The organism is Brucella sp. NBRC 113783 (assembly GCF_040372265.1).
Taxonomy (GTDB): domain Bacteria; phylum Pseudomonadota; class Alphaproteobacteria; order Rhizobiales; family Rhizobiaceae; genus Brucella; species Brucella teleogrylli.
Genome location: NZ_BAABRX010000002.1, coordinates 766,517 through 786,527, shown reverse-complemented (window position 1 = coordinate 786,527; position 20,011 = coordinate 766,517). Strand labels below are relative to the sequence as shown.

Here is a 20,011-nt window from a genome sequence, read left to right as displayed (position 1 = left end):
GTTTGTGATTTGCGTGCCATTTACTTTTTATATTGCGGTGGCAACTCTTTATGCGACAATTATACGAGATAATATTTTGCGCCGCGGGGTTTACAGCGGCCGGTGTTGAGGGAGTGGGTGCATGCGCTGGCAAGGTCGTAGGCAAAGTGACAATGTGGAAGACCAGCGTAGCGGCGGTGGCGGCATAGGCGGTGGCCAGGGCAGCGGTTTCGGCGGTGGCGGGCCGGGCTTCAAGGTCGTGCGCGGAGGCGGGCTTTCCGGCATTCTCATTCTGGTCGTGATGTTCTTCGTGCTGCGCGCCTTCGGTATCGATCCGATACCGATTCTGTTCGGCAGCGGCGGCATGGACTCGTCCGTGCAGACGCAACAGCAGTCCAGTGGTCGCACGGCTGCCGAGGGCGGCGCCGTCGCCAATGACGAGATGACCCAGTTTGCCCGCACGGTGCTTGCCGAAACAGAAGATGTCTGGAGCGGTATTTTCCAGTCGCGTGGCCAGACCTATACCAAGCCGACCATGGTTCTCTTCAGCGGGCAGGTGCGTTCGGCCTGTGGTTTCGCTTCGGCTGCATCCGGGCCGTTCTACTGCCCCGGCGACCGCAAGCTCTATATCGATCTGAGCTTCTATGACGAACTGGCGAACCGTTTCGGCGCATCGGGCAATTTCGCGCAGGCCTATGTGCTGGCGCATGAAGTCGGGCACCATGTCCAGAACCTGCTCGGCATTCTGCCGAAGTTCAACCAGATGCGTCAGCAGATGAACGAAGTGCAGGCCAATCAGATGTCGGTACGCGTCGAGCTTCAGGCTGATTGTTTCGCCGGGATCTGGGGCTATTACACCGAGCAGAAGGGCATTCTGGAAACGGGTGATCTTGAAGATGCGCTTAATGCGGCGCACCAGATCGGCGATGATACCTTGCAGCGCCGCAGTCAGGGCTATGTCGTGCCGGAAAGTTTCAACCACGGCACATCGGCTCAGCGGGCCAAGTGGTTCAAGCGCGGCTTTGATACAGGCAAGCTCGAATCCTGCGATACATTCAGCGGCGACGTCTAATCCGCTCGAAATATGCGGTAAAAGGCGGCTACGGCCGCCTTTTTCTTTGCAGCTTAAGCGGTGTTTGGCAGCAATTCTGCCGACTTTCATCAAGCAGGCTTGTCGTAGAATAATTTTCCCTATAAAGGGTCTGCATCGGCGCGGCCCTTTTCCAAATCATGCGTGACGCTCAGTTTTGAGCGGCGATGACGCGCGATCCTTTCCAACAATCAAAACATGATGCTTTCTGCGGCACATCCGCATGAGCATATTTCAGGTGTTCCAATGCTTGACCCCAAATTCGTAAAGCGGGGCCTTTGGCTGGTCTTCATGACGCTGTTTCTCGATATTATCGGGATCGCGATCATCATGCCGGTTCTGCCAGCCTATCTCGAAGAACTGACCGGCGCGGATGTCAGCACCGCTGCAGTCGATGGCGGTTGGCTGCTTCTGGTCTATGCGGCGATGCAGTTTCTGTTCGCGCCGCTGATCGGAAATCTCAGCGACCGTTTCGGACGGCGGCCCGTTCTGCTGGCCTCAATTTTGACATTTGCAATCGACAATCTCATATGCGCGCTGGCAACCTCATTCTGGATGCTGTTCGTCGGACGTGTGCTGGCGGGCATCAGCGGCGCAAGCTTTGCGACCGCATCCGCCTATATTGCGGATGTCAGCGATGACAGCAATCGCGCGCGCAATTTCGGCCTGATCGGCATTGCCTTCGGCGTGGGCTTTGCGCTTGGGCCGGTTCTCGGGGGCCTGCTTGGTGAATTCGGTCCGCGCGTTCCGTTCTACGGGGCGGCGCTCTTGTCCTTCATCAATTTCGTGCTGGCCTACTTCCTGCTGCCGGAAACGCTATCCCTGCAAAACAGGCGCAGTTTCCAGATCGGACGCGCCAACCCACTCGGTGCGCTGAAGCAGTTGCGCAGCTATCCCGGCATCGGCTGGGTGATGGCGGTCTTCTTCCTGTACTGGCTGGCCCATGCGGTCTATCCGTCGGTCTGGGCCTTTGTCGGCGCCTATCGCTATAATTGGAACGAGGCACAGATCGGCCTGTCGCTTGGCATGTTCGGTATCGGTACAGCGTTCGTTATGGCAGTCGTGCTGCCGCGCGCTCTGCCTATTCTGGGCGAACGGCGCACGGCGATCATCGGCGTGCTGTTTGCCGGTCTCGGTCTGACGGGCTATGCAATCGCCTGGGAGGGCTGGATGGTCTATGCGGTCATCTTCCTGACCGCTCTGGAAGGCTTCGCCGATCCACCGCTGCGCAGTATCGCTGCGGGCAAGGTGCCGCCTTCCGCGCAAGGTGAGTTGCAGGGCGCGCTGACCAGCGTTTCGAGCATCACGACGATTATCGGGCCGCTGCTCTTCACGCAGTTGTTCAGCCATTTTACCGGCGCGAATGCCCCGTTCGACTTCGCCGGTATGCCCTATGCGGTTGCAGCTGGGTTGATCTTCATTGCGCTGGTCGTGGTGGTGGCGCGGGTGCATCCGAAGCCAAAGTCGAAGCCTGTGGACGCTTAGACGCCCACATTGGAGTATGAAAAAAGCCGGGGTGTTTGCCCCGGCTTTTTATTTTTCTCACAATAAGTTAACCGCGAAACCTCAGTTTTGGATTCACGCAGCCTGTTCGCGTTCCGGCAGAAGAGCTTCGCCCTTCTTTTCGCGGATCAGATTGATGAACCGGCGGAAGAGGTAGTGCGAGTCCTGCGGGCCGGGCGAAGCTTCCGGATGGTGCTGGACGGAGAAGACCGGCTTGCCGATGACGCGCAGGCCGCAATTGGTGCCGTCGAACAGCGAGACATGGGTTTCTTCGACATCTTCCGGCAGCGATTCGGAATCGACTGCAAAGCCGTGGTTCATCGAGACGATTTCCACCTTGCCGGTCGTGTAGTCCTTCACCGGATGGTTGGCGCCGTGATGGCCCTGATGCATCTTCTCGGTGCGACCGCCAAGCGCCAGTGCCAGCATCTGGTGACCGAGGCAGATGCCGAAAACCGGCAGGCCACTATCGACCAGTTTGCGGATGGTCGGCACGGCATATTCGCCGGTGGCTGCCGGATCGCCGGGGCCGTTCGACAGGAACACGCCATCGGGATTATAAGCCAGCACGTCGTCGGCGGTTGCCGTTGCGGGCAGAACCGTGACCTTGGCGCCGAGGCCCGAGAGCAGACGTAGAATGTTGCGCTTCACGCCGAAATCGAGCGCGACCACATGATATTGCGGGTTGTTCAGCTCGCCGAAGCTCTCGCCCTTGATCCAGGGCGTTTCGTTCCAGACCTGGCTCTGGCCGATGGTGACATCCTTGGCGAGATCAAGATTCTCCAGACCGCTCCAGCCAGCCGCGCGGGCTTTCAGGGCGTCAATGTCGAACTTGCCGTTCGGGTCATGCGCGATGACGGCATTCTGCGCGCCTCGTTCGCGGATCAGCGCGGTGAGGGCGCGGGTGTCGATGCCTGCCAGCGCGATGACGCCGCGCGCCTTCAGCCATGCGTCAAGATCTTCGCTCGAGCGATAATTGGATGGTGCGGTGATATCGGCCTTGAAGATCGCGCCGACTGCGCCGTGGCGGTTGGCTGGTGTCAGGTCTTCGATGTCTTGAATATTGGTGCCGACATTGCCGATATGGGGGAAGGTGAAGGTCACGATCTGTCCGGCATAGGACGGATCGGTCAGGATTTCTTCGTAACCGGTAAGCGCCGTGTTGAAGACAACTTCCGCTTCGATTGCGCCGGTCGCGCCGAGGCCCTTGCCTTCGATCACGGTGCCGTCGGCAAGAACCAGAACGGCGGTTCGCTTTTCGGTTGTCCAGGGTGCGGTTTTCGGGGTCGTTTCGGTCATGTTTGCACTCCTGTTTAAATTGCAGCACCTAAATCCGTGCCACGTTTAATGTTTTAGCTTCCGCACACGCTCGCGTTCCAACCCGCCAGCTCCACCCCTGTTACCGGGCGAATGGCTTGAAAGATGGGGCGTCAATGGTCATATACGCGCCAACGGGCGACGGGATCATATATGCGCCAAAAAGCAGCGGGGATTTCAAACCTCCCACTGCCAGCATGTACCGATGTCCTGCTAAGCCTTGATCAATAAAGAAACTTGGTTGCCGGGTCAATCGTCCGAGCGCACCCAATCGGGAAATAATCGCGATAATTATCGCATTATTGTTCTACGGGCGGGTAGTTCGGACAGCTCGTAGCAGCACGCGATTGCTTTATCGATCACGTTGCGGGTAATAAGAGACAAACACCGTCAGGAGACATTCGATGCTTCGCCAGGAGATTTCCCAGGCCCTCACAACCGCGCTCAAGGCGCATGAAAAGCGCCGCACATCGACGCTGCGCCTCATCCTGGCCGCCGTGAAGGACCGCGATATCGCCAACCGTTCCGCCGGCAAGGACCCGGTCGGAGATGAGGAATTGCTGGGTATTCTCGGCAAGATGGTCAAGCAGCGCGAAGAATCGGCGCGCATCTATGAAGAAGGCAGCCGCATTGAGCTGGCGGAAGCCGAGCGCGAGGAAATCGTCATTATCTCCGAGTTTCTGCCGCAGCAGATGACCGAGGAAGAAGTGAAGAAGGCTTGCGAGGACGTTATCGCCGAAATCGGCGCGCAGGGGCTGCGCGACATGGGCAAGTGCATGGCGATCCTCAAGGAACGCTATGCAGGCCAGATGGACTTCACCAAGGCAAGCGCACTGGTGAAATCGCTTTTGCAGTAGAAAGCTGTTCTGATACTGCAATAAGAAGGCCCCGTTCAAAGCGGGGCCTTCTTGTTGTTCGCGCTATCTGGATGTTATGCGGGCGCAATCGAAATCAGTCAGCGAGATTGTTTGTCATGGCCACCGCTCTGCTTATCATTGATGTCCAAAACGATATTGTAGCCGGGATGGGTACGCCTGAGCGTCAGCCTGTGATTGATCGCGCGCTGGAGGAAGTTGTCGCCCGATTGAGCGACGTGAAAGCGCGGGCGCGTTCTGCGGGCATTCCCGTGATTCTCGTGCAGCATGACGGCGGGCCGGGCGACGTGCTTGAAAAAGGCACTCCGGGTTGGGCAATCCGGACCGAACTGGCGCCGCTGGCCAACGACATTGTGGTTGAAAAGACGAGCTGCGATTCATTCCACGAAACAGAGCTTCAGGACCGGCTGCGTGCGTTGGCGATAACGCATCTGGTCATCGGCGGTTGCCAGACCGAATATTGCGTTGATACAGCGGTTCGTCACGCGATCTCGCTCGGCTATGATGTGACATTGATTGCCGACGGGCACACGACGGGCGATACGGCGAGCTTGCAGTTCGCCGATATCGTGGCGCATCACAATGAAACGCTTAACGGGTTCCGGGCAGGAAGCACCCGCGGACGCACGGCTAACGCTGCCGATATCGCGTTTTAACGGCGTTAGCTCTGCTTGGCGGTCTTGAGTCGCGTTTCGCTCAGGAGGCCCTGTTCTTCCAGCACGGGATAGGCCATCGAGGCCAGCAGCGAATTGATCTGCTTCAGGTCGCGGATGGTATCGAGATGGATTGTGCTGGTCTCGATGCTGCGGGTTGAGCCTTCGCGCAGACGCGAGAAGTGGCGCAGGCTGGTCTGCTTTTCCAGTTCGCGCAGGCGATCCTTTTCCTGAACGAGCTGGCGCGCCGTGCGCCCGTCACGCGAGACGACCACGTTGAACGCCAGATGCGCATTGGCCAGAACCATGGCGTGGAAGTGGCTGAGTTCTTCCCACCCTTCCTCGGTGAATTCCAGCTTGTGGTCCATCTTCTTTTGCACCTGCGCCAGCATGTTGCGCACGATGATGTCGCCCACCTGTTCGAGCTTCACGCAGGCGCCGAGCAGTTCCTGCATCCGAAGCGCCTCAAACTCGTTGAGATCATGCGAGGCAAGCCGCGTCAGATAAAGCTTGATAGCGGCATGTTTCTTGTCCACGCGATCGTCGAGGGCGGCGAGTTCGTTGATGCGGGCCTGATCCGGCTTTTCGTAGAGGTCGATGATGCGACGCAGCATCACCTCGACGGTATCGCAGACGCCGACGACTTCGCGGGTGGCGTTGGCCAGCGCTTGCGATGGGCGGTCGAGTACGCTTGTGTCGAGGGCGCTATATTCTTCCATTTCCAGCGGCTGCGCGGGTGCAGCCGTCTTGTCGGCATTGAGGCGAACAAGCGCTTCGGTGGTGCGCAGAACCAGCCCAGAGAGCGGGATACCCGCCACCATGACAATCACGTTGAACAGGATATGTGCGTTGACCACCTGCGATACGGGATCAGCGCCGAGAAAGGCAATCGACGGCTTGAAGGTCTCGTAAAGCACCAGCATCACCAGCGAGCCTGCACCGCGCATCAGAAGATTGCCGAGTGGCACCACGCGGGTTTCCGGCGGAGCATTGCGGGTGAGGATCGGCGCGATGATCGAGGAACCGAGATTGACGCCCAGCACCATGACCACGGCCAGTTCCGGATCGATGAGGCCGCGCGATGCGAAGGTGGTCAGCAGGATGACGGCTGCGACGCTGGAATGGAACAGCCATGTCATCAGTGCGGCCAGCAGATAGGTGGTGATAGGATCGCTCGACAGATAATCGACGATCACCGGCAGAAGCTCGCTCTGGCGCAGGGGCTCGGTCGCTTGCCCGGTCATTTCCAGCGACATGATCAGAAGGCCGATGCCGACCAGAATGCGCCCGATCTGCCGCCAGTCGCGGCGCTCGGTGGTCATGAAAATGCCGGTGCCGATCACAAGGCAGAGCGGAACGAGAATGGTCAGGTCATAGCTCAAAATCTTGACGACCAGCGCCGAGCCGAGTTCGCCGCCGCGCACCGCCATCAGTCCTGCAACGCCGCTGACGAAGCCAGATCCCACGAAGGAACCGACCAGAAGTGTCACCGCCGTCGAGCTTTGCAGCGCAACCGCAAGCACCAGACCAAAGGCGACCGACAAAAGCGGGTTCTGCATCTGGTTGCGCAGGCGTCTGCGCAGACGGTCGCCATAAGCGCGCTCCACCCCGGTTCGCACCATGCGGGTGGCCCACAAAAGAAGGGCGACAGCGCCGGCAAGATGCAAAAGGACCAAAGAACCGTTCACGGCGAAATCCCTTCGGTTGGCGGTTGACGTTGAAAGCTAGAATTATCTCATAAAACGAAGAAATTATGTTCCGGCTAATTAAATATCCAAGAGATATGGGCTTATTCGCGCATAAAATCAACCGGCTTACGCTGAATGTAAAAGTTATATGACAGTTTTGTGACAGTTGCGTGACCGTAGAGCAGGCTCGTCGAAAAGGTTGTCAAACAGTCTGGGCAGAAGACTGTGATTAGCGGGGAGGGTTATGCGCGCGCGATGGACTGTCAGAGCCTGCGCGCCTATATACTCTATGGAAGACACGCCCGCTGTCGGGCCAGCTGAAAGTGAAATCTGTAATGCGTTTCCCACCCTCCTTTCTCGATGAGATCAGAGATCGTGTGCCGATCTCGACGCTGATCGGAGCACGGGTTTCGTTCGACCGCAAAAAGAGCAATCCGCCGAAGGGCGATTTCTGGGCCTGTTGTCCGTTCCATGGCGAAAACACGCCGAGCTTCCACTGCGAAGACCGCAAGGGACGTTACCACTGTTTCGGTTGCGGCGTGACTGGCGATCACTTCAAGTTTCTGACCGAACTGGAAGGCTTGAGTTTTCCAGAAGCCGTGGAGCGCGTGGCCGATATGGCGGGCGTGCCCATGCCTGCGCGCGATCCTGAAATGGAAAAGCGTGAGGCTGAGCGCGCAACGCTTTATGACGTCATGGAACTGGCGGCGCAGTTTTTCGAGGCGCAGCTACAGAGTGCTGCCGGTGCCAAGGCGCGCGCCTATCTGCGCGACCGTGGCCTTTCCAGCGCGACGCAGCAGGCGTTCCGCATGGGCTATGCGCCGGAATCGCGCAATGCCCTGAAAGAGTTTCTGGCGGGCAAGGGCGTATCGCGCGAGCAGATCGAGGCTTGCGGCCTCGTGGTGCATGGCGAGGGCATTGCCGTTTCCTATGACCGCTTCCGCGACCGCGTGATGTTCCCCATCGAGGATTTGCGCGGACGCATCATCGCATTCGGCGGCCGCGCACTTTCTGCCGATGCGCCTGCCAAATATCTGAACTCGCCGGAAACCGAACTCTTCCACAAGGGGCGGGTGCTTTATAACGGTCTGCGCGCACGCAAGGCCTGCCAGCCACAAAATGGCGAACCGGCCAAGCCGATCATCGCCGTCGAAGGCTATATGGATGTGATCGCGCTGGCGCAGGCGGGTTTCCACCACGTCGTGGCGCCGCTCGGTACGGCGCTGACCGAAGAACAGCTCGAACTTCTCTGGCGCATCAGCCCGGAACCGGTGCTTTGCTTCGACGGTGACGGTGCGGGGCTTCGCGCTGCCTATCGCGCCGCCGATCTTGGTCTGCCGACCTTGCAGCCGGGCAAGTCGCTGCGCTTTGCGCTGTTGCCGGAAGGACAGGACCCGGACGATCTGGTCAAGGCGGAAGGTCCGGCGGCGTTTCAGGCCGTGCTGCGTGACGCCAAGCCGCTGGTCGACATGATCTGGACCCGCGAAACCGTGGGCGGCGTGTTCGACACGCCGGAAAAGCGCGCCGAACTGGAAGCGCGTCTGCGCGAAATCACCAGCCGCATCGCCAATGAGGATATTCGCCGCCATTACGGTCAGGATATGCGCGAACGCGCCCAGGCATTCTTCGGGCAGGGGCGGCAGCAGGGCGGCCAGCGCAATGGGTCGTTCAACCGCCGCAACGACAATGGGCGCGGACGTGGCGCCCATGGCATGGGCGGCGGCGGGCGATTGACGATCTCCGACAGCCTTGTTCGTTCCACGCTGGTCAAAGGCGGGCGTCCCGGTGCGGGCACCCATGCGCCGCTGCGGGAAACGGCAATCGTACTGACGCTGATGAACCATCCGCGCCTGATCGAAGAAGATTTCGAAACGATTGCCGGGCTTGATCTGGCGCATGATGCGTTGAAGACGCTGCATCTGGCCATGCTCGACGTTCTGGCCTCCGACCATGTGGACGATGGTCTGGCCATGCGTCACGCGCTGGTCGGCGCCGGGCATCGCGATCTGATCGAAACGCTGGAACAGGCGGTGAAGGGCGCAAGGCTCTGGACCGCATCCGCGCTTGCGGCGGAAGACGATGCGCGGGAAGCTTTGCGGCAGGCGCTTCACTTGCATCAGCGCGCCCGCACACTACATAAGGAGCTGCGAGCCGTGGAGGCCGCACTGGAAACCGATGAGACGGGCGAACTTTATGCGCGCCTCATCGATATACAAAATCAGATTTTAAAGGCAGATGCGACCGAAGCCCTGATCGACGGTTTCGGTCTGTCGTCCGGACGCTCTCCCGGCGGTTTCTGATTCGGATTGCCCGAATCACTTTATGGGAAAGTACCGGGAATAAGGGGTTGCGGACGGCCAATAGCGCTCTAATTAGAGCATTTCCAGCAAAAGTGCGTAGCGGTTTTGCGTAGGATCATGCGTAAAAACAAATAGATAGAGCGGTTTCACGATTCCGTTTTAACCGGAACCGCTCTAGCCCGCGGATGGACCGCGACAACAAATGATTCGCTTTTTGAGGGCGAATCAGGTGAGTCGCTCTTGACGAATGGCGTAAATGACGGAATCACGACAGTTCGAACAAGGATAGAACGGATACCGATGATGTTCCGATACCTCTGCTCCGTGGGAAGCGGGATGCGGAACAAGGGCAAAAAACCGTTGCGATGACGTGATGTCACCGGCTCTGCCCACAGAAAATCGATCACGATGGAGCCTGATACCGAAGGCAGGGTTAATCCGCCATTAACGGCAAATCAGCTACTCGCAGAATCAACCGGCGGCTTGCAGGCTCGCAAAACCGTTCGGACACTCTATATATCTTAAAAGCGACCGGGGTCGCCTGGAGAAGAACATATGGCAACGAAGGTTAAGGAAAACGAAGAAGCCGAAGTCGAGCGCGAAGGTGCTGCCGACGGTCCGCTTCTCGACCTTTCTGACGATGCTGTCAAGAAGATGATCAAGGTCGCGAAGAAGCGTGGCTATGTGACCATGGACGAGCTGAACGCCGTTCTTCCTTCCGAGGAAGTGACGTCGGAGCAGATCGAAGATACCATGGCCATGCTTTCCGACATGGGCATCAACGTCGTTGAAGACGACGAGCAAGACAACGATCGCGAAGAAAACAACAACGACGACGACGCGGAAGAAGGCGGCGATTTGGTCGAAGCTGGCGGCACTGCCGTTGCCACCACGACGACCAAGAAAGAGCCGACGGACCGCACCGACGACCCCGTGCGCATGTATCTGCGCGAAATGGGTTCGGTGGAGCTTCTGTCGCGCGAAGGCGAAATCGCCATCGCAAAGCGCATCGAAGCCGGTCGCGAAACGATGATTGCCGGGCTGTGCGAAAGCCCGCTGACTTTCCAGGCCATCATCATCTGGCGCGATCAGTTGAATGAATCCAACATTCTCCTGCGCGAAATCATCGACCTTGAAACCACCTATGCCGGTCCGGAAGCCAAGCAGGCGCCGGTGATCGAGCGTGTGGAAGAAGAACGTCCGCGCGACGACAAGCCCGCGCGCCGTTCGCGTGACGACGACGACATCACCAATGTCGGCGGCGACATGCCAGCGGAAGAGGAAGAAGAGGACGAGGACGAAGCCAACCTGTCGCTGGCGGCCATGGAAGCCGAACTGCGCCCACAGGTCATGGAAACGCTCGACCTCATCGCCGATACCTACAAGAAGCTGCGCAAGCTGCAGGACCAGCAGGTTGAAGGCCGTCTGGCCGCGACCGGCGAACTCTCCTCCAGCCAGGAGCGCCGCTACAAGGAACTGAAAGACGAGCTGATCACCGCCGTGAAGTCGCTCTCTCTCAATCAGAATCGTATCGAACAGCTCGTCGAACAGCTCTACGATATCAATAAGCGTCTGGTTCAGAACGAAGGCAAGCTTCTGCGTCTGGCTGAATCCTTCGGCGTGCGTCGCGATGAGTTCCTGAAGGAATATCAGGGCCACGAACTCGATCCGAACTGGGTTGAGCGCGTCGGTCTGCTATCGGCTCGCGGCTGGAAGGATTTTGCCGCCAAGGAAGTGGGTACGATTGCCCGTCTGCGCAGCGAAATTCAGAACCTCGCCACTGAAACCGCGATTTCGATCGGCGAATTCCGCCGCATCGTCAATCAGGTACAGAAGGGCGAACGCGAAGCCAGCATCGCCAAGAAGGAAATGGTCGAGGCCAATCTGCGTCTCGTGATTTCCATTGCCAAGAAGTACACGAACCGTGGCCTTCAGTTCCTCGATCTCATTCAGGAAGGCAATATCGGCCTGATGAAAGCGGTCGACAAGTTCGAATACCGTCGCGGTTACAAGTTCTCGACCTATGCGACATGGTGGATTCGTCAGGCAATCACCCGTTCGATTGCCGATCAGGCGCGCACCATCCGTATTCCGGTGCACATGATCGAAACGATCAACAAGATCGTCCGCACGTCGCGCCAGATGCTGCACGAAATCGGTCGTGAGCCGACGCCGGAAGAACTGGCCGAAAAGCTTGCCATGCCGCTCGAAAAAGTGCGCAAGGTGCTGAAGATCGCCAAGGAGCCGATCTCTCTCGAAACGCCAGTCGGCGACGAGGAAGATTCACATCTGGGTGATTTCATCGAGGACAAGAACGCACTGCTGCCGATCGACGCCGCTATTCAGGCGAACCTGCGCGATACGACGACCCGTGTTCTCGCTTCGCTGACACCGCGTGAAGAACGCGTTCTGCGTATGCGTTTCGGTATTGGTATGAACACCGACCACACGCTCGAAGAAGTCGGCCAGCAGTTCTCGGTTACCCGTGAACGTATCCGTCAGATCGAAGCGAAGGCGCTGCGCAAGCTCAAGCATCCGAGCCGTTCTCGCAAGCTGCGTTCGTTCCTCGATTCTTAAAACGGGAGGAAACCATGTCGTTCCTGAAGCGTCTGTTCGGCGGCGGTGGTGAAGCCGCTGAGAAATCAGCGGAGCCGAAAGAGGCCGGTCGTACCGAGCACAAGGATTTTCTGATCGTCGCCACGCCTTACAGCGAAGGCGGTCAGTATCAGGTGTGCGGTGTGATTTCCAAAACGATCAATGGTGAATTGAAGGAATATCGCTTCGTTCGCGCTGACCGTTGCCCCGGCATCGAGGATGCCGCCAGCATTGCGCTGAACAAGGGTCGCCAGATCGTTGACGAGCAGGGCGAGCATATCTTCCGCTGATCGTCTCGATTGCAAATGAAAGCGCCGCGCATGGACCCATGCGCGGCGCTTTTTATTGAGACTGTCCCGATGATCGGATCAATCCGGATGGCACACAAAGGCAACCATTTTGCGCACAATCGGCAGAAGCATCAGCAGAACCGGGAAAGCCACGATCCACGAAACCACCCATGAACTCATCCAGTTGGATGCGAGATCGGGATGGGTGAGGCCGAGGCTTTTCGCGGTTGCGATCAGCGAGACCACCAGTGTCATCAGCATCGAAAGAATGAGCGGCATGACGAAAGACGCATAATGCGCTGGCAGTTTCCTGCGACGCGGCGTGTCAGAATTTGGCATGATAGTACCTGGAATTCAGAGCGGAAAACGGAACACAACGTCAGTGCATCGGCGGCCGTTTCCGGTCGGTTGATGCGTTGCCTGACGTTAGACGCTTACGATCATGGGAATGATGCTTCTGACTTAGCCCAGGCAGGCCGGGCTTTCAATAGTCAATTAGCCGTACGCATCAGCTCCAGTCAGGGCGGCGATTTGTCCACGCTATTCCCGACATATTTCCGATATAGGCTCAGACATGACCGACAAACCATTCTGGAAAACCAAAAAGCTCAATCAGCTGACCCGCAGCGAGTGGGAAAGCCTGTGCGACGGTTGTGGCCAGTGCTGCCTGCATAAATTGCAGGACGACGACACCAACGAGATTTACTGGACGAGCGTGGCCTGCACTTTGCTCAATGCTGAAACCTGCCAGTGCCGCGATTATCCAAACCGCAGGGCCACCGTGCCGGATTGCGTATTCCTGACGCCGGAAATCGTCGATGAAGTGGACTGGTTGCCGGTGACCTGCGCTTATCGTCTCGTTGCGGAAGGCTCCGACCTTTACTGGTGGCATCCGCTGGTTTCCGGCTCGCGGGATACTGTGCATGAGGCGGGCGTTTCGGTGCGAGGCAAGGTAACCGCCTTCGATCATGACATGGAAGATGACGAGGATTATCTCGATCACATGGTCATGCCCGATTGAATGCGCATTCTTTATAACATTGCTTAAATTTAATAGAGAGCAGGCAGCACTTTTCAGTTCTCTTAATTCTTTGAATTTGAATGGGTTTTACCAGTGGTTTCCTGCCTTATTCATCGCTCTCGTCTTAACTGAATGTCAGATGAACGGAGGCTTTTCGTTTCGTTCATCTTCCTCGTTCTAATTATCGGGTGTCTCAGGCGGAGGGCCTGACACTCAATTGGAAGAGGTTCAAAATGTCCGCTATTTCGCTCAAGTCGTTTGCCGTTACCGCTGCACTCGGTCTTGCCGCCGTCTTTACGGTCGGCGCATCGGCGAATGCCGCGCCTGCAATGACAACACCGGCTGTCAGCACTGCCGCGCATGGCGCAGTTATCAATGTCGATTATCGCGGTCGTCCGCATCATGGACGTCCGGCCTATCGCGGCCCTGCCTGCTCTGTTGAATCCGCCAAGATGAAGGCGCATCGCATGGGCATTCGCAATGCGCGCGTTGCTTATCGTGGCAAATCCGTGCAGGTGCGCGGCTTCCGCCATGGCCGTCCGAGCGGCGTTGTATTCGCCAATGCGCGCGGCTGCCCGATCATCCGCTAATGTGATGTAAAGATAAAAGAAAAGGGGCGCCTGGCGCCCCTTTTTTGTTGGCCGAAACTGTCCTTATTGCTTGATCTCGTAGACGACATTGACCGAAACATTGAAGCTGTTTTCGCCAGCTGCGACCGGAACGGCATCTTCCGGAGCGGCGGCAGCCATGGTCTTGAACTGGCCGCGGGCGATTGGCATCGGCATGGGCGGACGGCCCTGTTCGGTGATTTCGATGACACGGCCGAGACCGACGCCCGCGGCATCGGCAAGCGTCTTGGCCTTGGCAGCAGCGTCGGCCACGGCGCGCTTGCGCGCTTCGTTGATGGTTGCAGCCGGATTGTCGTTGACGAAGCTCAGATCGCCGCCCTGATTGACGCCGAGTGTAATGGACTGGTCGAGTACTTCGCCGACCTTGGCAAGATCACGGACGCGCACGGTGAGGCTGTTGGTGACCGCATAGCTTGTGATGCTCGGTTCCTTGAGGCCGTTCTTGTCGTCAGGGAAAACATAGCGCGGCTGGATATTGATGCCGCCGGTCTGGAGGTCGCGCCCTTCGATGCCGGCTTTTTTCATGGCGTCGAGAACTTTGGCCATGGCATCGTTATTGGCGGTCATCGCTTCGCGGGCAGTCTGGGCTTCGCGCAGAACGGTGAGATTGAGAATCGCCATGTCAGGTGCGGCTGTCGTGGTGCCTTCACCGGTCACGGCAATGCGCGCAGGCTGTCTCGACATCTGGTTCTCCTGGGCTGCGGCGGGCAGGGCGAGAGCGCCTGCGAGCATGATTGCCGAAAAAGAGGCTGCTATGAGCGTGGTAGCGCGGTTTTTCATGAAATCTCCTGTAGAGAATGTTGAGGCAGCTTATTGAAAGCAATCCGGGTTATCGGTTCGCTTTATCGTTGAAATCGTTTGTTTCTTAAGTTCCCTCTCATGCGCGTCGCCATGATATAAGAATGGAAATGCCCCTTTAATGCAACCGGGGGCTTCAAATCCTGACCATCGTGGCTTGCTGACGCCATCCATCGCAATCGAATATGTGCGCATTAGGGCGACTGGCAGATTTGACAGTTGTATCTTCCGTTTCTTTAGGGTACGTGCAGTGTTGCGTGGGGCCTGTAGCTCAATTGGTTAGAGCCGGCGGCTCATAACCGCTTGGTTGGGGGTTCGAGTCCCTCCGGGCCCACCATTTCCTTTAAAAGCAAAGACTTACAGATCGGCTTTCGTGTTTCGAAAGCCGCGCACCGACCACGTTCGTGCTGCTTCGCCCGTCATTTCCCGATCATATCCATTGTTCTGTCTGCCGGGCTGATATCGCGCTGCTGTGCCCTGTTTGAATTGCGGATTCTTATTCTCAAATTTTCAACAAATTTTTAGGTCTTTGTTAAGGAAATAGTAACGCAATGTTATAATTTTTTAACATGCGTGATTTTGCAATATTATGGAGGTTTTCGGCGATGAGGAAAAATGCAACCACCGTTGCGTTAGCACTGGCAGGGTTGGTGGCGAGTTCTCTCGTGGCTACGGCAAAGACGAATTATATCGGAGAATTCAAGGACTGGGGCGTTTATCAGAACACTGATCTGCCCGGTAACAAATGCTATGCTTTGACGGTTCCGGTTAAATTCCATCCCGTAGATGTCAGGCACGGCGATAATTTCATCATTATTTCCAAGTCGAGCGGACAGTACAGCCCGCAGCTTGTCATGGGCTATGATCTCAAGGCAGACAAAGCCGTGAATGTCATGGTGGATGGCACAGCATTTCCTTTCTTCAGTGAAGGCAATCGCGCCTGGGCGGAAAATGTCGCCGATGAAACGCGGATTATAAAGGCAATGCGTGCAGGCAAGGCGGTCAATGTGCAGGCGGTTTCAGCGCGTGGCACGCAGACGCGCTACACATTCTCGCTGATCGGCCTTTCGGCATCGCTTCAGCGCGTCGATGGCTGCTGACCGGAGCCTCAGTAAAGAAAGACCCCGCCATTGGGCGGGGCCTTGGAGTTCCATCAAAGTCCGAGGAACTTGAACGGTTCGGTTTCCTTGAACTGATCGTTGGCCATGCCGGAGAAGGTGTTGGTCTGGTCGGGCCCGAGATCGAGCTTCTTCACCTTGCCGGTTTCGGGCGAAAAATCGACCTTGTTGAGGTCGATCCAGAATGTATTCGGTGTCAGTGCGGATTCGAAGAAATAGAGCTTGCGCTTGTGGTCGGCCACGGTGCGCCAGCGGGTCGATGAAATATTCGGCTGATCGGGCGTGCTGATGCCGAACGGCACCGAGACATTTCGAATCACGCTGAACACGCTGGCGATGGTTTTCACCGGATCTTCCGTTTTCGGAATGGCATTCACGTAGAAAGAAGCCCGGGCGAAGCGGTCGGCGGCGCGGTTGGTGCCCGGCAGCATCACGGTGCCGCCGATATCCTTCCAATAGGCGTTGAGCGCCAACTGCTGGTCAAAGGTCGGTGAATTGGTCATCACCGGATATTGCTTGCCGTGGTGGATGACCTGCTTGCCGTCGATATATTCGATGATGGCGCTGTCGCCGCTGGAATCCGACATGGCCAGATGCAGCGTGGCGAGGCGATCTTCCCCTGGCACCTTGTCGGTCACGACATTGAACGGATTGTCGCTCAGCGCTTTGACCGCTTCATCGACAGTTGCGAAATTGTCGAGGACATATTGCGTCCAGGCGGCGATGCTGAGGCTTGGATGCTTTTCATCGAAGGGCGGATATTCCGATTCCACCAGCCACAGCACGCTTGCCGAAAGCCCCGCTTCATTGAGGCCGTCCGTGGTTGAAATGTCATAGCCGGAGGCGATGACGCTGCCATATTTGGATTGCCACTGCACGGAATTCGGCCCGGCTTCGCCGGAGCGTTTCATACCGCGCGGAAAAATCCAGAGATTGGTCGCCACGTCGACTTTCCAGTCCATGGAACGGGCCGTTATGATCTGGTCATTGGCACCGTGATAGACGAGGCGCGTGCATGCCTCGGCGACAGGAGCAGCAATCATGCTGCCCGCCACAAGCAATGCGGTGCATGTGGCAGCAAAAGAACGTTTCAATGTAGGCATGGAATGGCCCCTGATGTTCGTTTCAATGCGGGATCGGAACGGATCGGCGTAGAACGCCCCGAAACCGATATAGGGCGGGGGCTGGCGAAGAAAAGCGCGTTAAAAACGTTGTTATGCCTTTTTGTTTAGTGATGATCGCCCGTGTCGCCGGGCTTGCGATTGACACCCTGAAGGATGACTTCGAGAAGCCACGGTTTCTTTTCGATGACTGCGGAAAGATCGTCGGCGCGAATGCTAAAGCCGGCTTCCTTGAGCATCGTATCAGCTGCTGCGCCCGAACCGTTTGTCTTGTCCAGAGCCAGACGGTGCGCGCGGCGCAGCAGCATTTCCGCCGGTGTAAAGCCGCCATCCGCGAGGCTTTTTTCTATCCGGCGTTGGAGCTCTTCAGGAACCACCATTGTGCAATTGCCCTCATCGATCTTTGATATTGTTTGAAGCTGCCCCGCTTCAGGGAGATTCCGCCCGAGACTTTATAGATAGGCCTGTTGAAGAATTTGAGAATATGAAAAGTAAAATCGCGGGATCGCTCGCGTTCGGCGTCTTTCCGCCACATGAACAAAATTTTGCCGTTGTTTCCCTTGTTTGGCGATTTGACGCCTCTTACATAAGGCAATAGCCCATCCGGGGAACGACGGCGTGATTTTGATCGGCGTCGGGAAGGGCTCTGTCTTTAGTGAAAACAATAAAACGGTTTGCAATGGCCACCCTACGCTATTTTACATGGCCCATGATCTTCACAGTCGTGGGTCTCGCAGCTGCTGTCTGGCTCGGATACGAGATGACCGGCACTTTCGGGGGAATGGTCTCCGTTTTCATCATCTGCGCCGTCCTGAGCGTACTTGAGATTTCGCTTTCCTTCGATAATGCCATCGTGAATGCGCGCATCCTGCGTGACATGACACCCGAATGGCAGCATCGCTTCCTGACATGGGGCATCATCATCGCCGTTTTCGGCATGCGCATCATTTTCCCGCTGGCCATCGTTGCGGTGGCCATGTGGACGGACCCGATTTCAGCGCTCAAACTCGCCATCTGGCAGCCGAATGAATATGCCCGTGTGATCGCGGAAGCCCATACCGGGATTGCTGCGTTTGGCGGCACGTTCCTGCTGATGGTCGGTATGAAATATTTCTTCGACGTCGAGAAGGATGTGCACTGGATCAAGGCCATCGAAAGCCGCATGTCGAAATTCGCGTCCGTGCAGGGCGTTGAAATCGGCGTTGCCGTCGCGCTGATCTTGTTCTTCTCCTACCAACTGGATGCTGTTCATTCGCACACATTCCTCGTTGCGGGCCTGTTTGGTCTTCTGACCTTCCTGGCGGTTGAGGGACTAGGCGAGGTGCTGGACGCCACGCAGGAACAGATCGACATGGTCCATCGCGGTGGTCTTGGCGCTTTCATCTATCTGGAAGTGCTTGATGCAAGCTTCTCGTTTGACGGCGTCATCGGCGCTTTCGCGCTGACGACCAACCTCTTCATCATCGCGATCGGCCTTGGCATCGGCGCCTTTTATGTGCGCTCGCTCACCATCATGCTGGTGGAGCGCAAGACGCTCGGCCAATACCGCTATCTGGAACATGGCGCGTTCTATGCCATCCTCGTTCTGGCGGTAGTGATGTATGTGCAGACGCTGGTTCACATACCGGAAGTCATTACCGGCCTCATCGGTGCGGTGCTGATCGGCCTCTCCTTCATGTCGTCGCTGCGCTATAACCGGCTCAATCCGCACTGGCAGGACGACAGCGAAGAGGTCATTGGTCACTAAGCAATGACATCAATGACAAAAAGGGCGGCCTATGCCGCCTTTTTTATTGCCCTGGATGATATGGTTTGCCGGTAGCCGATTTGGCCGAATCGACAGAACCTTCGAGGGAAACCCATGATCGTTACTCGCTTGAGCAAGACCGCTTTCGTGGCGGCAATCGCCTTCTTCGCAACCCTGGTCGCTTTCGGTAACATCACCGATTACGGCAGCAATTTCGCCTTCGTCCAGCATGTTCTGATGATGGATACGATCTTTCCCGATGCCACGATCAAATATCGCGCTATCGACAATCCAACCCTGCATCATGCGGGCTATATTCTGATCATCGCGGCTGAAACGCTGACCGCCATCCTGTGCTGGATCGGGGCTTTCGCCATGTTGGGGCGGCTCACGGATCGCGCGGCCAGCTTCAATCGCTCCAAGAAATGGGCCATTGCCGGGCTTTCGCTCGGCTTTCTGGTCTGGCAGGTGGGCTTCATATCGGTGGGCGGCGAGTGGTTCGGCATGTGGATGTCGCAGACGTGGAACGGCATCGAATCGGCCTTCCGCTTCTTCATCACCATTATCACCGTGCTGATCTATGTGGTCATGCCCGATGGAGAGCTAGAGTAAATGCGCGGCTGAGGCAGGCTCATCGACCAGTTCGACGCCAGCCTGCTTCATCTTCTCCAGCATGGTGCTCATGGAGCCGTTGAGGTCGATGCCACGACAGGCATCGAGCCGCACCCGTACCTGAAAATCTTGTGCTACGGCATCAAGCGCGGAATAGGCAACGCAGAAATCGGTTGCGAGACCCGCAAGCGTCAGCGAACCGATGCCGCGCTCGCGTAAATATCCGGCAAGGCCGGTTGGTGTTTCACGGTCGTTTTCGAAGAAGGCTGAATAGCTGTCGATGCCGAAACGGAAGCCTTTGCGAATGACGAGCTGTGCGCGCGTCCATTGCAGGGCAGGGTGAAATTCCGCCCCGCGCGTGCCCTGTACGCAATGATCCGGCCACAGTGTCTGCGGCCCGTAGGACATGTCCACCATATCGAAGGGCGCTTTTCCGGGATGGGTGGAGGCGAAGCTCGAATGACCGGCAGGGTGCCAGTCCTGCGTCAGAATGACGTGTTCGCTTTCCTCGATCAGTCGATTAACGGCGGGCAGAATTTCATCGCCATGCGCGACAGCCAGCGCGCCGCCGGGGCAGAAGTCATTCTGAACATCGACGACAATAAGGGCATGACCGATCATAAGCGCACCTGCTTCATTTTCAGCTTTTTCACCGCGACTATAATCAGCCCGTTT

At 57.2% G+C, this 20,011-nt stretch carries 19 protein-coding genes and 1 tRNA gene; 13 read left to right on the top strand and 7 right to left on the bottom strand.

The window, feature by feature from the left end; genetic code table 11:
* Window positions 1-121 precede the first annotated feature (121 nt).
* Together ypfJ and ABWW11_RS09110 are read left to right on the top strand one after the other, a co-directional pair.
* Window positions 122-1,051 carry a KPN_02809 family neutral zinc metallopeptidase gene (gene ypfJ, locus ABWW11_RS09115; protein WP_109369458.1) on the top strand — a complete coding sequence of 310 codons (930 nt, stop codon included), beginning with the start codon at window positions 122-124 and terminating at the stop codon, window positions 1,049-1,051.
* 264 nt (window positions 1,052-1,315) lie between these two features.
* On the top strand, window positions 1,316-2,554 hold the full coding sequence (locus ABWW11_RS09110; RefSeq protein WP_109370268.1) for a TCR/Tet family MFS transporter: 1,239 nt from the start codon (window positions 1,316-1,318) through the stop codon (window positions 2,552-2,554).
* 93 nt (window positions 2,555-2,647) lie between these two features.
* Here ABWW11_RS09110 and carA read toward each other — a convergent pair whose 3' ends face one another.
* Window positions 2,648-3,871, bottom strand: coding sequence for a glutamine-hydrolyzing carbamoyl-phosphate synthase small subunit (gene carA / locus ABWW11_RS09105; protein ID WP_109369457.1), 1,224 nt, complete (start codon window positions 3,869-3,871; stop codon window positions 2,648-2,650).
* Between the two features lie 422 nt (window positions 3,872-4,293).
* Between carA and ABWW11_RS09100 the strand changes: the two genes are divergently transcribed.
* Window positions 4,294-4,746, top strand: a complete 453-nt coding sequence (locus tag ABWW11_RS09100) for a GatB/YqeY domain-containing protein (protein ID WP_109369456.1) — start codon at window positions 4,294-4,296, stop codon at window positions 4,744-4,746.
* A gap of 116 nt (window positions 4,747-4,862) precedes the next feature.
* A complete protein-coding gene (locus ABWW11_RS09095; RefSeq protein WP_109369455.1) occupies window positions 4,863-5,420 on the top strand; it encodes a cysteine hydrolase family protein in 558 nt (185 codons plus the stop codon).
* A 5-nt stretch (window positions 5,421-5,425) separates the two neighbouring features.
* Here the strand turns inward: ABWW11_RS09095 and ABWW11_RS09090 are convergent, their stop codons facing one another.
* On the bottom strand, window positions 5,426-7,105 hold the full coding sequence (locus ABWW11_RS09090; protein ID WP_109369454.1) for a Na/Pi cotransporter family protein: 1,680 nt from the start codon (window positions 7,103-7,105) through the stop codon (window positions 5,426-5,428).
* 335 nt (window positions 7,106-7,440) lie between these two features.
* Between ABWW11_RS09090 and dnaG the strand changes: the two genes are divergently transcribed.
* The 3 genes from dnaG (at window position 7,441) to ABWW11_RS09075 (ending at window position 12,290) form a co-directional block, all read left to right on the top strand.
* Entirely contained in the window at window positions 7,441-9,405 is a 1,965-nt protein-coding gene (gene dnaG, locus ABWW11_RS09085; protein WP_319081081.1) for a DNA primase, read from the top strand.
* A 555-nt stretch (window positions 9,406-9,960) separates the two neighbouring features.
* Complete coding sequence (gene rpoD, locus ABWW11_RS09080) at window positions 9,961-11,982, top strand: RNA polymerase sigma factor RpoD (protein WP_109369452.1); 2,022 nt, start codon at window positions 9,961-9,963, stop codon at window positions 11,980-11,982.
* 14 nt (window positions 11,983-11,996) lie between these two features.
* Entirely contained in the window at window positions 11,997-12,290 is a 294-nt protein-coding gene (locus tag ABWW11_RS09075) for an HlyU family transcriptional regulator (RefSeq protein ID WP_078338696.1), read from the top strand.
* A gap of 78 nt (window positions 12,291-12,368) precedes the next feature.
* Here ABWW11_RS09075 and ABWW11_RS09070 read toward each other — a convergent pair whose 3' ends face one another.
* Complete coding sequence (locus ABWW11_RS09070; RefSeq protein WP_109369451.1) at window positions 12,369-12,629, bottom strand: DUF2798 domain-containing protein; 261 nt, start codon at window positions 12,627-12,629, stop codon at window positions 12,369-12,371.
* Window positions 12,630-12,864: 235 nt separating this feature from the next.
* Here ABWW11_RS09070 and ABWW11_RS09065 point away from each other — a divergent pair, with 235 nt between their 5' ends.
* Together ABWW11_RS09065 and ABWW11_RS09060 are read left to right on the top strand one after the other, a co-directional pair.
* Window positions 12,865-13,311 (top strand): YcgN family cysteine cluster protein, encoded by a 447-nt coding sequence (locus ABWW11_RS09065; protein ID WP_109369450.1) that lies wholly within the window; start codon window positions 12,865-12,867, stop codon window positions 13,309-13,311.
* A gap of 233 nt (window positions 13,312-13,544) precedes the next feature.
* Window positions 13,545-13,901 (top strand): antifreeze protein, encoded by a 357-nt coding sequence (locus ABWW11_RS09060; protein WP_124915827.1) that lies wholly within the window; start codon window positions 13,545-13,547, stop codon window positions 13,899-13,901.
* A gap of 63 nt (window positions 13,902-13,964) precedes the next feature.
* Here the strand turns inward: ABWW11_RS09060 and ABWW11_RS09055 are convergent, their stop codons facing one another.
* Window positions 13,965-14,720, bottom strand: coding sequence for an SIMPL domain-containing protein (locus tag ABWW11_RS09055; RefSeq protein ID WP_109369448.1), 756 nt, complete (start codon window positions 14,718-14,720; stop codon window positions 13,965-13,967).
* A 278-nt stretch (window positions 14,721-14,998) separates the two neighbouring features.
* On the opposite strand from ABWW11_RS09055, the gene ABWW11_RS09050 reads away from it, so the two are divergent.
* Both ABWW11_RS09050 and ABWW11_RS09045 read left to right on the top strand, forming a co-directional pair.
* Window positions 14,999-15,075, top strand: a tRNA-Ile gene (locus tag ABWW11_RS09050).
* A 268-nt stretch (window positions 15,076-15,343) separates the two neighbouring features.
* Window positions 15,344-15,838, top strand: coding sequence for an invasion associated locus B family protein (locus tag ABWW11_RS09045; RefSeq protein WP_109369447.1), 495 nt, complete (start codon window positions 15,344-15,346; stop codon window positions 15,836-15,838).
* A gap of 53 nt (window positions 15,839-15,891) precedes the next feature.
* Here ABWW11_RS09045 and ABWW11_RS09040 read toward each other — a convergent pair whose 3' ends face one another.
* Together ABWW11_RS09040 and ABWW11_RS09035 are read right to left on the bottom strand one after the other, a co-directional pair.
* Window positions 15,892-16,959, bottom strand: a complete 1,068-nt coding sequence (locus ABWW11_RS09040; protein ID WP_109369446.1) for a linear amide C-N hydrolase — start codon at window positions 16,957-16,959, stop codon at window positions 15,892-15,894.
* A 125-nt stretch (window positions 16,960-17,084) separates the two neighbouring features.
* Complete coding sequence (locus ABWW11_RS09035) at window positions 17,085-17,357, bottom strand: hypothetical protein (protein WP_109369445.1); 273 nt, start codon at window positions 17,355-17,357, stop codon at window positions 17,085-17,087.
* 299 nt (window positions 17,358-17,656) lie between these two features.
* Here ABWW11_RS09035 and ABWW11_RS09030 point away from each other — a divergent pair, with 299 nt between their 5' ends.
* Entirely contained in the window at window positions 17,657-18,724 is a 1,068-nt protein-coding gene (locus ABWW11_RS09030) for a DUF475 domain-containing protein (RefSeq protein ID WP_109369444.1), read from the top strand.
* A 114-nt stretch (window positions 18,725-18,838) separates the two neighbouring features.
* Window positions 18,839-19,336 (top strand): DUF2165 family protein, encoded by a 498-nt coding sequence (locus ABWW11_RS09025; RefSeq protein WP_109369443.1) that lies wholly within the window; start codon window positions 18,839-18,841, stop codon window positions 19,334-19,336.
* Here ABWW11_RS09025 and pncA read toward each other — a convergent pair.
* On the bottom strand, window positions 19,328-19,957 hold the full coding sequence (pncA, locus tag ABWW11_RS09020; protein WP_109369442.1) for a bifunctional nicotinamidase/pyrazinamidase: 630 nt from the start codon (window positions 19,955-19,957) through the stop codon (window positions 19,328-19,330). The genes ABWW11_RS09025 and pncA overlap by 9 nt on opposite strands.
* Window positions 19,958-20,011 lie beyond the last annotated feature (54 nt).